The following is a 13,022-nucleotide window of genomic DNA, read 5'->3' as shown; positions in this document are numbered from 1 at the left end:
CTGAGCCTGGGCTCAATATTTAAACTGCGTTACTTCAATTGACTAGTGCTTCTTCGCACGAAGCGCCTCAGTATATTCTTAATCGTGCGTATCGATTTCTGTCTGAACTATGCTTACCGGCCTACCTTTGGCGAGGCGCCAAAAATAAATTGCATAACCGGATAAACCATACAGCACGAACAGGCCGAACAATACTTTCGGCGGATCGCCAGCGATCGCCACAAATGCCAGCACGATCACGAAGATCGCGATGAACGGCACCGACTTGCGATAGTTAATGTCCTTGAAACTGTAAAACGGCACGTTCGTGACCATCGTCAATCCCGCATACAACGTAATGACCCATGCCGCCCAGCTCAATTCGTTGCCGGCATAGCCGAGATCCTGCATCAACCAGATAAAGCCGGCGACCAAAGCTGCCGCCGCAGGACTAGGCAAGCCTTGAAAATAGCGCTTATCAACGACACCAATATTGGTATTGAAACGCGCCAGACGCAATGCCCCGCCGGCGCAATATACAAATGCCGCCAACCAGCCGAGCTTGCCCAAGTCCTGCAGGGCCCAGATGTACACCACCAGGGCAGGTGCCGCGCCGAAGGAAACCATGTCGGCCAGACTATCGAACTGCGCACCGAACTCACTTTGCGTATTCGTCAAACGTGCAACGCGACCATCAATGGCATCAAGCAACATCGCAGCGAAAATCGCAATCGCTGCGTGGTCGAATTTTTGTCCCATCGCCATCACAATGGCGTAGAAACCGCAAAACAAGCCTGCCGTAGTAAATGCATTTGGCAGCAGATATATACCGCGATGCCGTCCCTTTGGTGGCGAGACAATCAACTCATCGTTGTCATCATGACGCGAGTTTTGCGTACCGCGTGCCAACTTGCCGAGAGGACGTGTTCTGGCAAAAGCTGACGTACTATTTTTCGCTTTTCGACGATTGAAACTAGACATGCGTATCCCGTGTATTAGGTCCGGTATTGAATGGAAAATCAGGAAGTCGTAGTGTATCAGACGGGCAATCCCAGCGGCGGCCGGGAATCGCGATGGCGACAGCGATAAAAATGCGGAAAATAAGCTGAATGCCGCACCATATCTGCATAGGGCGGCAGGACTGAGAGTCCCAATAAGCAAAAGAAAACCGCGGCCAGAAGCCGCGGTTAAGGTACTCAATTCATGTAACGGGATGAATGCAACGCAATCAAGCTGCAGAGCACAGTCATCATATTAAGCCGGTCTGACCTCAACACAAGGCCTAACTCAACGGAATTTAACCTTGCCAACCACCCGCATGGTCAAGGTCGTTTCCCCCGGCTCGAAGCTTGGCTCTTCAACCGATGCAGTATCCGCCGCCATCGCCGCACGCATCATTTTTGGTGCGGCTTCTTGCGCATAGTTTCCCGAACCTTCAAAGTCGACAGTATCCAGCACTGCATCGGCTGGGTTGCGTCCCATCGCACGCGCGATAGATGCAATCCTCTCGCTCAAATTTTTATACGTTGCATCTATGCGCTGCGCATCCAGTTTTTTGGCAGTTGCGTCGCTCAGAGCAAACTGCAAACCGTTCACTGCCAATACGCGTTGCGCGGCGGCGACCATTTTCGGCAAACCAGTCAGATTACTGGTTTTCACTTCCAGATATTGGCCGACGCGCCAGCCGCTAGGTTGACGCACTTTATTCGTCGCTGGACGAGGCTGCTCTTCCGGATAAACGGCATAGGTGTAATAACCGCGCGTGGTGAGCACAGCTTTAGGGTCTTCCTTGCGCACGATCTCCATACCCTGTTTCATTTTTTGATTCACGCGCGAAGCTGCGGCGGCTTTGTCCTTATCCTGTTCCTCAATCATCAAGGTCAAGGTTGCTTCATCATTTGCCATTTTTACTTCGCCAAATGCGGGAACAATGACCAGCGTGCCGCTGGTTTGAATCGGCGCTTGTGCAAACGCAACAGCGCTCACGGCAAAACAGCTCAAAGCCATCAAAACGGATTTTATTCGTGACATTGTGATTCTCCAGAAAGAGGCGCAGAGCACCAAAAATGATTTAAAAATTTAGTCCTATTGTGACTCATGAACCAAGCGTTAGTTCTTTCTATCAAGCAAGGCGTTCATTAATTTAGTGCAACTAAATGTAAACGAAAAAAAGCCACGCAAATGCGTGGCTTTTCGACCGAGCACGGCATGCGCTTGTAAGCGCATGCCGGATGATGCCCGGCTTTACTCAAACAAACTTAGTTTTTCGATTGATCAACCAATTTGTTTTTAGCGATCCAAGGCACGTGAAGGCGAAAAAAAACCACGCAAGTGCGTGGTTTTTCGACCGAGCGCGGCATGCGCTTGCAAGCGCATGCCGGATGATGCCCAGCTTTACTCAAACAAACTTAGTTTTTCGATTGATCAACCAATTTGTTTTTAGCGATCCAAGGCACGTGAAGGCGAAAAAAAACCACGCAAGTGCGTGGTTTTTCGACCGAGCGCGGCATGCGCTTGCAAGCGCATGCCGGATGATGCCCGGCTTTACTCAAACAAACTTAGTTTTTCGATTGATCAACCAATTTGTTTTTAGCGATCCAAGGCATCATCGCGCGCAGTTTTGCACCGACTTGTTCGATGTCATGTTCTGCATTCAAACGACGACGGGAAATCAGCGTAGGTGCGCCAGCCTTGTTTTCAAGGATGAAGCTCTTCGCGTATTCGCCGGTTTGAATGTCTTTCAGACATTGGCGCATTGCGTTTTTGGTGTCTTCGGTCACGATGCGTGGGCCGGTGACGTATTCGCCATATTCTGCATTGTTCGAGATCGAGTAGTTCATGTTGGCGATGCCGCCTTCATAGATCAGATCAACGATCAATTTCAGTTCGTGCAAGCATTCGAAGTAAGCCATTTCCGGAGCGTAACCAGCTTCGGTCAATGTTTCGAAACCAGCTTTGATCAGCTCAACCGCGCCACCGCACAAAACAGCTTGTTCGCCGAACAAATCTGTTTCTGTTTCTTCACGGAAGTTGGTTTCGATGATGCCGGCACGGCCACCGCCATTAGCCATTGCGTACGACAAAGCGATGTCGCGTGCGACGCCGGATTTGTCTTGGTACACAGCGATCAGGTGAGGAACACCGCCACCTTGTGCGTAGGTGCCGCGTACTGTGTGGCCTGGCGCCTTAGGAGCAACCATGATGACGTCCAGATCGGCGCGTGGCACGACTTGACCGTAGTGCACGTTAAAGCCGTGAGCGAATGCCAAGACAGCACCTTGTTTAGCGTGTGGTGCGATGTTTTCGTTGTAAACCTGCGCGATGTTTTCATCTGGCAGCAAGATCATGATGACGTCAGCTGCTTTGACTGCGTCGTTGACTTCAGCAACGTTCAGACCGGCTTTCGCTACTTTGTCCCATGAAGCGCCGCCTTTGCGCAGACCAACCGTTACTTTGCAGCCGGAGTCGTTCAAGTTTTGCGCGTGTGCGTGACCTTGCGAACCGTAACCGATGATGGCAACGTTTTTACCTTTGATCAGCGACAGATCACAATCTTTATCGTAAAAAACTTTCATGATGTTCCTAAATAGTGTTGGTTGTTGGTGTAAATGAACTGCTTATTTTTAACTAAGTTTTAAACTGAGTTTTTAAACTGCTTGATCTTGCAAATGCTTAAACCTTGAGTATGCGTTCGCCGCGACCGATACCGGAACCGCCTGTACGGACAGTTTCCAGAATCGCCGTGCGATCGATAGAATCGATAAACGCGTCGAGCTTGGTTTTGTTACCAGTCAATTCGATGGTGTAGGTCTTGTCAGTGACGTCAATGATACGGCCACGGAAAATATCCGCAGTACGTTTCATTTCTTCACGTTCCTTGCCGACTGCACGAATCTTGATGAGCATCAGCTCACGTTCGATAAACGCACCCTCGGTCAGGTCGACCACTTTGACCACTTCGATCAAACGGTTCAAATGCTTGGTGATTTGTTCAATCACCTCATCCGAGCCGCTAGTGACGATCGTCATGCGCGACAAGGTTGCATCTTCAGTTGGTGCCACAGTCAAAGTTTCGATATTGTAAGCGCGCGCGGAGAACAAACCCACCACGCGCGACAATGCACCGGCTTCATTTTCGATCAGTACAGAAATGATATGACGCATTACAGATCCTCCGAGCCGAGCAACATTTCAGTCAAGCCCTTGCCGGTCTTGACCATAGGCCAGACGTTTTCGGTTTGATCTGTAATGAAATTCATGAATACCAGACGATCCTTCATATCAAATGCTTCTTTCAGTGCACCATCGACGTCGGCTGGATTTTCAATCTTCATGCCGACGTGACCGTAGGACTCAACCAGCTTGTTGAAATCAGGCAGCGAATCCATGTAGGACTCGGAATAACGCGAGCCGTATTCCAGCTGTTGCCATTGACGCACCATGCCGAGGAAACGGTTGTTCAACAGAATAATTTTTGGCGTCAGGTGATATTGCTTGCAAGTCGCCAGCTCCTGGATACACATCTGGATCGATGCTTCGCCAGTGATACAGGCGATCGTTGCATCCGGGTTCGCCATCTGCACGCCCATCGCATACGGCAAGCCTACGCCCATCGTGCCGAGACCACCGGAATTGATCCAGCGACGTGGTTTGTCGAACGGATAGTATTGCGCCGCCCACATTTGATGTTGACCGACGTCGGATGTGATGAAGGCATCGCCCTTGGTGACTTCCCAAACCTTCTGGATCACCGATTGTGGCTTGATGACTTCAGTCGAATCCGTGAACTTCAGGCAATCGCGTTTGCGCCATTCATTGATTTGCTTCCACCATGCGGACAATGCAACCGTATTCGGTTTGGCGTCGGCTGCATCCAGTTGCGCGAGCAATTCAACCAGTACTTCCTTGACGTTGCCGACGATAGGAATATCAACCTTGACGCGCTTCGAAATCGATGATGGATCGATATCGATGTGAATGATCTTGCGCGGGGTCGATGAAAAATGTTTTGGATTACCGATTACACGGTCATCGAAGCGGGCACCGATCGCGATCATCACGTCGGAATGCTGCATCGCCATGTTGGCTTCGTAGGTTCCGTGCATGCCTGGCATACCGACGAACTTGTCGCTCGATGCCTTGTATGCACCCAAACCCATCAAGGTATTGGTGCAAGGGAAACCGAGCTTATCGACCAGCTTGTTCAGCTCTTCGGATGCATGCGCCAGAATCACGCCGCCGCCGGTATAGATCATCGGACGTTCGGCTTGCAACAGCAGTTGCACCGCCTTACGGATTTGACCGGCGTGGCCTTTATCGACCGGTTTGTACGAGCGCATTTCGACTTCTTTTGGATATTCGAAAACGCACTTGTGCATCGTAATGTCTTTAGGGATGTCGATCAACACCGGACCTGGACGGCCGGTAGTCGCGATGAAGAATGCTTTCTTCATGGTCGCGGCGAGATCCTTGACATCCTTGACGAGGAAATTGTGTTTGACGCATGGACGGGTGATCCCGACCGTATCGCATTCCTGGAATGCATCCAGACCAATCGCGTGCGAAGGCACCTGACCGGAAATGATGATCATTGGAATGGAGTCCATATACGCAGTCGCCAAACCAGTGACGGCATTGGTGACACCCGGACCTGAGGTCACGAGGCAAACGCCGACTTTATTGGAGCTGCGGGAATATGCATCAGCAGCATGCACGGCGGCCTGCTCATGGCGCACCAGAATATGCTGGAATTTGCTGTGACTGAAAATCGCGTCGTAGATGTAGAGCACTGCGCCACCAGGGTAGCCGAACACATGTTCAACACCTTCTTCGGCCAGGCAACGTACGACGATTTCTGCACCGGTGATTTCTTCACCGATTTTATTATTGCTAACTGCGGTAGTGCTTGCGTCTGAGGTCATGCTAACGTCCTTTCAAGGTCCATTGGAAATTGATCGGATGCTCTCTCCTATTGAAACCGCTAGCTGCAACAGTGCTGGGGCGTCCCTTTTTTGTGCGATCACGTCGATTCGTTACACATCTGTGAATGTGCTTCAAACAAACGCTTAACGCGACTCGTTCGGCCGGAGTTTCTGAGGCAGGATTGCGAATTTCTCGCGCTTGTGGCACGGGTTAGAGCAAACAGCTTTCAAATTTTGAAGCGCGCCTTTCGACAAAGTTGCATCATGCGCAACATGCAAAAAGACCATGGGATCCCTTCGAGGTGACGAAGGGAGTGATACGTTACTGCGTTGCACAATTCCGGTCAAGTGAAATTCATGGAAAGCTGTTTGAAATCAAGGATTTTGCGCAAAAAATGCCCGCAAACGAGGCTTTTTTGCTAGCATGCGTGCAGTTTGAAAAAGTGATCATTCCAATAGTGGGATATCTAATCCAGCAACATCTCAGGCAGCGCTCTACCGAATTCGCTGCATCCAATGGCAACTGACAAAGAACTTTCAGATTTTCTTGAAGACGTAGAGCGCCGCGCTTTCAAGCAAGCCCTCTATGCAGTACGCAAGGAAGAATCGGCTCTAGATATTGTCCAGGATGCCATGATCAAACTCGCCGAAAAGTACGGCGACAAGCCGGCAGCCGAGTTACCCATGCTGTTCCAGCGCATCCTGCAAAACACAATACGCGACTACTTCAGGCGCGAAAAAGTCCGCAGCTCGTGGATCAGCCTGTTTTCCAGCTTCGGCAACAAACAAGAAGACCAGGAAAACTTCGATGCAATGGATATGGTCGAAGCAGAAGAAGGCAGCTACGGCTCCGAGACCGGTCTGGTGACGCTTGAACGCAAGCAGGTACTTGAACTTATCGAAACTGAAGTACAAAATCTCCCGGCACGTCAACGAGAAGCCTTCCTGATGCGTTATTGGCAGGATCTGAACGTGGCTGAAACAGCTACGGCCATGGGGTGTTCCGAGGGCAGCGTTAAAACACATTGTTCCCGCGCGACCCATACCTTGGCCCAGGCACTGAAAGCCAAAGGAATCTATTTATGAAAACGAAAGAGTTAGACTTCGCCTACAAATTGCGGCACGCTTTGGATCAAAGCGCTAGCGATTTGTCACCAAAAACCGTAGAACGTCTTGCATCGGCGCGCAACATTGCGCTATCGCATAAAAAACAGGAATCTGCTGTTCATGTCGTTGCGCCCCAAGCTGCTTTCGCCGGCCGCTCGGCAGGGTCTTCTTCTTCGCCTAAGTTTTTTGCATGGATAAGTCGCGCCGGTTTGGCTATTCCCCTTGCTGCACTGGTTTTCGGTTTGATGGGTATTTATCAATTCGAGCAACGTCAGCAAATTATTGAATCTGCGGCGATCGATGCAGAAGTATTAACAGATGATCTGCCTATCTCCGCTTACCTGGATAACGGCTTTGGTGCATTTTTAGCCAAGGGAGAGGACTAGGCCATGAAGGCATGGATTTTTTCTATGGGTGCAAACCATCCGAAGAAAATCGCTGCGCTGCTGGTGTCGATGACATTGGCCGGCGTACTGCAAGCCATGCCTGCACCAAACGCCCCTACGCCGGTTAATACGCCAACAGTTGCGCCTACCGCGATACCTGCTGCCAATGCCACACAGCCTACAGTCAAACCAGTGGTCAAAGCCCGCCCTAGCCCTGCGCCAAAATCAGAGTGGAGCAAGCTAAGTCACGCTCAGCAACAGGCGCTGGCTCCATTGGCCGGTGATTGGGCGAGATTGGATGCTTTCCGCAAGGAAAAATGGCTGGAGCTGGCGAATCGCTTTGTTTCTATGTCGCCCGAAGAGCAGGCGCGTATGCAAGACCGCATGCGGGATTGGGTCAAATTATCGCCAGAACAGCGCCGTCTTGCGCGCGAAAGCTATAACCGCGTCAAGAAGTTGAATGCAGAACAACGCGCCAAACAATGGGAGCAGTACCAACAACTGTCCGAAGAAAAGAAACAGCAGTTGGCAGCAAGCATTACACCTAAAAAACAAATTGTAAATCCGCCGCGTCAGCACACTGGCCAAGCTAGCCTGCAAGCAAAAAATGCAGTCACAACATCGGCCAAAGCAAAACAGCCCTCGCCTACAGTAGAAGTCATTCAACCGTCTACAATACCGCTATCTTCTTCTACGCCTTGATTGAGCCGTTTGCACAATGCAATTCGACACTTCTAATACACCCACAATAAAACGCCGCCTGACCACAATGATTTATGAAGGTGTGCTGCTGTTCGGCGTAGTGGCAATTGCCGGTCTGTTGTTCTCCCCGATTTTTCAGCAACGCCACGCACTGTATTTACGCCATGCATTGCAATATTGGCTGTTCTTCGTCATAGGCGCGTACTTCATCTGGTTCTGGATCCATAGCGGCCAAACCTTGCCGATGAAAACATGGCGCATGCGCTTGGTAACCCTTGAAGGCAAGTCGCTATCATTCAAACGCGCCCTTGCCCGCTACTTTCTCGCATGGCTATGGTTCTTGCCGGGTCTGGCCATTGCGTGGGCCTTGGATGCCAAAGCATGGACTGCCGTGGCTATCGTACTTGCCAATGTCATTGCATGGGCCCTCACTGCCCGCATACATCCGAGCCGACAGTTCTTGCATGACCGCATCGCCGGCACCAAGCTGATAACGATCAGCAAATCAAAGTAAACCAGACGCCGCACTTGCCGACGTCTACACTCACTCTCCCCTTCAAACACAATCAGCCGCACTGAAAATCAGTGAAGCTGCGCATCAAAGCAATGCACATACGCACAGCTTATTGCCACTATAATTGATTGCGTTTGCGGCATTTTCACTAGCTCAGTGACATGCCAACCATGACATTTTGTTTAACCAGAAACGGAGAGTCGCATGGCAAAGAAACTAAACAAAACAGCGAAATCAAATCCAAAGCAAGTGAACAATGGCGTACACGCTTCTGCCCAGCAAATTTGGCAGGCCGGGCTAGACGCACTTGCGAAAACTCAGCGAGAAGGCGGAAAAGTCATTTCCCGTTTGGCGAAAGAAGGCTCCAGCCTGCAAAAGCGCACACGAAAGATTGCAGAGGAAAAAGCCTCCGATCTTTCAGATGGCTTTCTCTCCATTACCGGCAGCGTCGGCAAGCAAGCGTCCGACTCCTGGGAAAAGCTGGAGCAAGTGATTGAACAAACCGTTACACGTTCGCTCATCAGCCTCGGCCTCAGTACGCAAAAAGAATTGCAGGCACTGCATAAGCGTATCGATGGCCTGACTAAATCTGCAGTCAAGAAAGCAGCCGATAAAAAACCGACAGCGAAGAAAGCCACGGCAAAAAAAGCTGTCAAGAAAACTGCAACGAAAAAAGTAGCGTTGAAAAAAGTGACGGTAAAACCGGCTGCCAAGAAAAAAACTGTCGCAAAAAAAACTGCAACACGCACACCGGCAAAGGCAGCCAAATAAATTCCGGCAAATGATGCAATCATCGCCTTGAGTTTTATCCGCGGGGTTGATGCAGCGATGCATCGATCCCGCTTTTATTTTTTATGCTGCACATCTTTCTCTTCCACTCCCTTATCTTTAAATTCCCTGAATAATGAAATCCCTTTGCGTCTATTGCGGCTCCTCCTTCGGTAACAAATCCATTTATACAGAGGCGGCCCGTTCGCTCGCCAAGGAAATGGTCACGCAAAATATTGCTCTGGTTTATGGTGGCGGCAACGTCGGCCTGATGGGAGTCATTGCCAACGAAGTATTACGTTTAGGTGGAGAAGCAACCGGTGTCATCCCGCAAGCCTTGATGGACAAGGAAGTCGGACACAATCAATTGACGCGCATGCACGTGGTCAAAGACATGCATGAACGCAAAGCGATGATGGCGGAATTATCGGATGGATTTATTGCCATGCCGGGCGGCATAGGCACGCTGGAAGAACTGTTCGAAATACTGACCTGGTCGCAACTCGGTTTCCATGAAAAACCGGTAGGCGTATTGAATGTGGATCAATTTTACGATGGTTTGATCGCCTTCCTGCAAAACCAGGTGGCGCAAGGTTTCGTGAAAGCGAATCAGGCAGACTTGATGATGCATGAGGCAAATGCAGCCGACTTGCTGCGTAGATTGCAGACTTTCGTTCCACAACCGAGTACCAAAGTACTGGATGCGCTGGCCGCTAAAACCTTGTTACCTTAAGTTCTGTCACCGGGCTGCCTGATCTATTCAGCAGTCCGGCGACACGTCCACAAAATCAGGCAACATCCAGCGCCTGGCGGAAGTCTTCCACCAGATCATCGGTGTCTTCAATCCCGATCGAAACACGTATCAGCGACTCGGCAATTCCCATGCTGGCTCTGCGTTCAGCACCCATTTCATAAAAAATGGTGTGTGAAACCGGAATCACCAAGGTGCGTGTATCGCCCAGATTACTGGCCGATACACCCAACTTCAAACGATTCAGGTAATCGAAGCAATCGATACCATCCTTCAATTCAAAACTGAACAAGCTGCCGTAAGCACGAAACAATTCAGTAGAAATTGCGTGCTGCGGATGCGATGGCAAACCCGGATAGTAGACAGCCGCAACGCGCGGATCGGCCTCCAGCATTTGCGTCACGGCCAGCGCATTCTTGCATTCTCTATCCATGCGCAAGGCCATCGTTTCTGAACCAACAGCCAGGTGGTGCGCTGCTTCCGGTCCGAGCGAACCGCCAAAGTCGCGTAATGCCTTCGCACGAATCTGCGCCAGTGCCCATTGCGGCGCCGGATTGCGTTTGTAGGTTTCCAGAATATTGGGGAAGCGCGACCAGTCGAACAGGCCTGTGTCAGTCAAACTGCCGCCCAATGCATTGCCATGGCCGCCGATCGACTTGGTCAGCGAATTGATGACGATGCTGGCGTTCACAGTTTTCGGTTTGAATAGATAAGGCGACGTCATCGTGTTGTCGACGATGTAGACGATCCCGCGTTCAGCGCACAACTTGCCGATACGCGCCAGATCGGCAACCTGTGTGCGTGGATTGGCAATCGTTTCAACGAACACAATGCGCGTCGCCGGTGTGATCGCCGCTTCCACATGCTTGACGTCGGTTGCGTCGACCATCGATACGTCGATGCCCTGAATGCCAACTGTTTGCCACAGGCTGTTGGTATTGCCGAACAGGAAGGCCGACGACACAACGTGATCACCTTCACGCAACAAGGCTTGCGTTACGGCGCCAATCGCTGCCATACCGGTTGCAAAGCAAATTGTGCCCAAACCCTCTTCCATCTTGTTGATCTTGTCTTCCAGCGCCGATACCGTAGGGTTACCCTGACGGCCGTAGCGATAGCCGGATTGTTTGCCTTGAAACACTGTCGCGAGCTCGCGCGCATCGTTATAGCCAAAGGTCACCGAGGTATGGATAGGCTTGTGCAATGAGCCATGCTCGATAGTCTTTTGCCTATCGCTGTGCAGCGTGGTGGTGGTAAAGCCGTATTTTTTAGAGTTAGTCATCGTAGTCAATTCAGGATAGCCAATAAAAAATGCCTGCGTGCGCACAAGGTACGCAGAGCAGGCATTGATGCACGCTAGTCATGCAGCAAAGTGTTAATCCACCTGCGCCAGATTCAAGTTCAACTGCGAACGAATTGCATCGTCTGTTTCCGGTTTCGGATTATTGCGCGCGAATTCAATGCGATCCAGATAGTCACGCGAAATATCGCCAGTCACATAGATACCGTCGAAGCACGATGCTTCCAGGCTCTTCAACGCTGGATTCACGTCAGAAATCGCACGTTTCAATGCATCGATATCTTGATAGATCAACGCGTCCGCCGTAATTTCGCGGCAAACTTCTTCATCAGTACGACCGTATGCAATCAACTCTGCGCGGGTAGGCATGTCGATACCGTACACGTTCGGAAATTTAACCGGCGGCGCAGCGGATGCAAACATGACCTTCTTCGCACCAGCTTCACGCGCCATCTGCACGATCTCGCGGCTGGTCGTACCACGCACGATGGAGTCATCGATCAGCAAGACGTTTTTACCTTTGAATTCAGAGCCGATGGCATTCAATTTCTGGCGCACCGACTTGCTGCGTATTGCTTGTCCCGGCATCAGGAAGGTACGGCCGATATAACGGTTCTTGATGAAGCCTTCGCGGTATTCGATATTCAGTTTGTGCGCCAACTCCATCGCAGCAGGACGCGACGAATCAGGAATCGGCATCACGACGTCGATATCGCCGAGCGGGAATTCGCGTGCGATTTTTTCGGCCAGATATTCGCCCATTTTCAGGCGCGTTGCATACACCGATGCGCCGTCGATAATCGAATCAGGACGCGCGAAATAAACGAATTCAAACGCGCAAGGATTCAGCGTTGGATTTTCTGCACATTGCTGGTTGTAGAGTTTGCCGTCAAGATCGATGAAGATCGCTTCGCCCGGCAAGACATCGCGCAAGAAGCGGAAGCCCAAGCCTTCCAGTGCAACCGATTCACTCGCAACCAGATATTCTGTGCCCTGAGCGGTTTCATTGAAACCGATACACAAAGGACGAATACCGAACGGATCGCGGAAAGCCAGCAAACCGTAACCGGCAATCTGTGCCGTCACCGCGTATGAACCGCGCACACGTTTGTGCACCATCGATACCGCTTTGAAAATTGCAGCAGGATCAAGCGAATAACCAGTCGTCGCTTGCTGAATTTCATGCGCCAGCACGTTCAACAACACTTCTGAATCAGACGTGGTGTTGATGTGGCGTCTATCGTTCTTGAACATCTCAATCTTCAACTGTTCCCAGTTGGTCAGATTGCCGTTATGCGCCATGATGATGCCGAACGGTGCATTGACGTAGAACGGTTGTGCTTCTTCTGCGCTGGATGAACCAGCAGTCGGATAACGAACCTGACCGACACCTGAATTGCCGAACAGCGAACGCATATTACGTGTGCGGAAAACGTCACGCACCAGGCCGTTGGCCTTGTGCATGCTGAATGTATTGCCGTTATCGGTTGCGATACCGGCAGCATCCTGACCGCGATGCTGCAACAGCAGCAGCGCATCATAGATTAATTGATTAACGGGATTGTGAGAAACGACGCCAACAATGCCACACATG

13 protein-coding genes are annotated in these 13,022 nt (G+C 50.8%); 6 read left to right on the top strand and 7 right to left on the bottom strand.

What is annotated here, in order from left to right:
* Positions 1-78 precede the first annotated feature (78 nt).
* The 5 genes from pssA to Hfont_RS09625 all read right to left on the bottom strand — a co-directional run bounded on the left by pssA (position 79) and on the right by Hfont_RS09625 (position 5,900).
* Positions 79-960: a CDP-diacylglycerol--serine O-phosphatidyltransferase gene (pssA, locus tag Hfont_RS09645; protein WP_112992158.1), complete on the bottom strand. Its 882-nt coding sequence runs from the start codon at positions 958-960 to the stop codon at positions 79-81.
* 306 nt (positions 961-1,266) lie between these two features.
* The gene (locus tag Hfont_RS09640) at positions 1,267-2,010 is read right to left on the bottom strand and encodes an SIMPL domain-containing protein (protein WP_112992157.1); all 744 of its coding nucleotides are present in this window, start codon (positions 2,008-2,010) and stop codon (positions 1,267-1,269) included.
* 527 nt (positions 2,011-2,537) lie between these two features.
* A complete protein-coding gene (gene ilvC / locus Hfont_RS09635; protein ID WP_112992156.1) occupies positions 2,538-3,554 on the bottom strand; it encodes a ketol-acid reductoisomerase in 1,017 nt (338 codons plus the stop codon).
* A gap of 97 nt (positions 3,555-3,651) precedes the next feature.
* A complete protein-coding gene (gene ilvN, locus Hfont_RS09630; RefSeq protein WP_112992155.1) occupies positions 3,652-4,143 on the bottom strand; it encodes an acetolactate synthase small subunit in 492 nt (163 codons plus the stop codon).
* The gene (locus Hfont_RS09625; protein WP_112992154.1) at positions 4,143-5,900 is read right to left on the bottom strand and encodes an acetolactate synthase 3 catalytic subunit; all 1,758 of its coding nucleotides are present in this window, start codon (positions 5,898-5,900) and stop codon (positions 4,143-4,145) included. The genes ilvN and Hfont_RS09625 overlap by 1 nt, the downstream gene beginning before the upstream one ends.
* A gap of 516 nt (positions 5,901-6,416) precedes the next feature.
* Between Hfont_RS09625 and Hfont_RS09615 the strand changes: the two genes are divergently transcribed.
* From Hfont_RS09615 to Hfont_RS09590, 6 genes are all read left to right on the top strand, one after another.
* Positions 6,417-6,986, top strand: a complete 570-nt coding sequence (locus Hfont_RS09615; RefSeq protein ID WP_112992152.1) for an RNA polymerase sigma factor — start codon at positions 6,417-6,419, stop codon at positions 6,984-6,986.
* Positions 6,983-7,393 (top strand): DUF3619 family protein, encoded by a 411-nt coding sequence (locus Hfont_RS09610; protein WP_112992151.1) that lies wholly within the window; start codon positions 6,983-6,985, stop codon positions 7,391-7,393. Before Hfont_RS09615 ends, Hfont_RS09610 begins: the two co-directional genes overlap by 4 nt.
* Positions 7,394-7,396: 3 nt before the next feature.
* Complete coding sequence (locus tag Hfont_RS09605) at positions 7,397-8,095, top strand: DUF3106 domain-containing protein (RefSeq protein WP_112992150.1); 699 nt, start codon at positions 7,397-7,399, stop codon at positions 8,093-8,095.
* Between the two features lie 16 nt (positions 8,096-8,111).
* Positions 8,112-8,609, top strand: coding sequence for an RDD family protein (locus tag Hfont_RS09600; protein ID WP_112992149.1), 498 nt, complete (start codon positions 8,112-8,114; stop codon positions 8,607-8,609).
* Positions 8,610-8,813: 204 nt separating this feature from the next.
* A complete protein-coding gene (locus Hfont_RS09595; RefSeq protein WP_112992148.1) occupies positions 8,814-9,380 on the top strand; it encodes a phasin family protein in 567 nt (188 codons plus the stop codon).
* A 133-nt stretch (positions 9,381-9,513) separates the two neighbouring features.
* Complete coding sequence (locus Hfont_RS09590) at positions 9,514-10,110, top strand: LOG family protein (RefSeq protein ID WP_112992147.1); 597 nt, start codon at positions 9,514-9,516, stop codon at positions 10,108-10,110.
* A 55-nt stretch (positions 10,111-10,165) separates the two neighbouring features.
* Here Hfont_RS09590 and Hfont_RS09585 read toward each other — a convergent pair whose 3' ends face one another.
* Together Hfont_RS09585 and purF are read right to left on the bottom strand one after the other, a co-directional pair.
* The gene (locus Hfont_RS09585) at positions 10,166-11,410 is read right to left on the bottom strand and encodes a cystathionine gamma-synthase family protein (RefSeq protein ID WP_112992446.1); all 1,245 of its coding nucleotides are present in this window, start codon (positions 11,408-11,410) and stop codon (positions 10,166-10,168) included.
* Between the two features lie 93 nt (positions 11,411-11,503).
* A complete protein-coding gene (purF, locus tag Hfont_RS09580) occupies positions 11,504-13,021 on the bottom strand; it encodes an amidophosphoribosyltransferase (RefSeq protein ID WP_112992146.1) in 1,518 nt (505 codons plus the stop codon).
* Between the last annotated feature and the right edge of the window lies 1 nt (position 13,022).

Origin of the sequence: Herminiimonas fonticola, assembly GCF_003293745.1 — a bacterium.
Classification (GTDB): domain Bacteria; phylum Pseudomonadota; class Gammaproteobacteria; order Burkholderiales; family Burkholderiaceae_D; genus Oxalicibacterium; species Oxalicibacterium fonticola.
This window is presented reverse-complemented; position numbering and strand designations above follow the sequence as displayed.

Excerpts from the sequence above, each read along its gene's own strand:
- pssA (WP_112992158.1), bottom strand. The coding sequence starts at position 960 with ATGTCTAGTTTCAATCGTCGAAAAGCGAAAAATAGTACGTCAGCTTTT.
- Hfont_RS09640 (WP_112992157.1), bottom strand. The coding sequence starts at position 2,010 with ATGTCACGAATAAAATCCGTTTTGATGGCTTTGAGCTGTTTTGCCGTG.
- ilvC (WP_112992156.1), bottom strand. The coding sequence starts at position 3,554 with ATGAAAGTTTTTTACGATAAAGATTGTGATCTGTCGCTGATCAAAGGT.
- ilvN (WP_112992155.1), bottom strand. The coding sequence starts at position 4,143 with ATGCGTCATATCATTTCTGTACTGATCGAAAATGAAGCCGGTGCATTG.
- Hfont_RS09625 (WP_112992154.1), bottom strand. The coding sequence starts at position 5,900 with ATGACCTCAGACGCAAGCACTACCGCAGTTAGCAATAATAAAATCGGT.
- Hfont_RS09615 (WP_112992152.1), top strand. The coding sequence starts at position 6,417 with ATGGCAACTGACAAAGAACTTTCAGATTTTCTTGAAGACGTAGAGCGC.
- Hfont_RS09610 (WP_112992151.1), top strand. The coding sequence starts at position 6,983 with ATGAAAACGAAAGAGTTAGACTTCGCCTACAAATTGCGGCACGCTTTG.
- Hfont_RS09605 (WP_112992150.1), top strand. The coding sequence starts at position 7,397 with ATGAAGGCATGGATTTTTTCTATGGGTGCAAACCATCCGAAGAAAATC.
- Hfont_RS09600 (WP_112992149.1), top strand. The coding sequence starts at position 8,112 with ATGCAATTCGACACTTCTAATACACCCACAATAAAACGCCGCCTGACC.
- Hfont_RS09595 (WP_112992148.1), top strand. The coding sequence starts at position 8,814 with ATGGCAAAGAAACTAAACAAAACAGCGAAATCAAATCCAAAGCAAGTG.
- Hfont_RS09590 (WP_112992147.1), top strand. The coding sequence starts at position 9,514 with ATGAAATCCCTTTGCGTCTATTGCGGCTCCTCCTTCGGTAACAAATCC.
- Hfont_RS09585 (WP_112992446.1), bottom strand. The coding sequence starts at position 11,410 with ATGACTAACTCTAAAAAATACGGCTTTACCACCACCACGCTGCACAGC.
- purF (WP_112992146.1), bottom strand. The coding sequence starts at position 13,021 with ATGTGTGGCATTGTTGGCGTCGTTTCTCACAATCCCGTTAATCAATTA.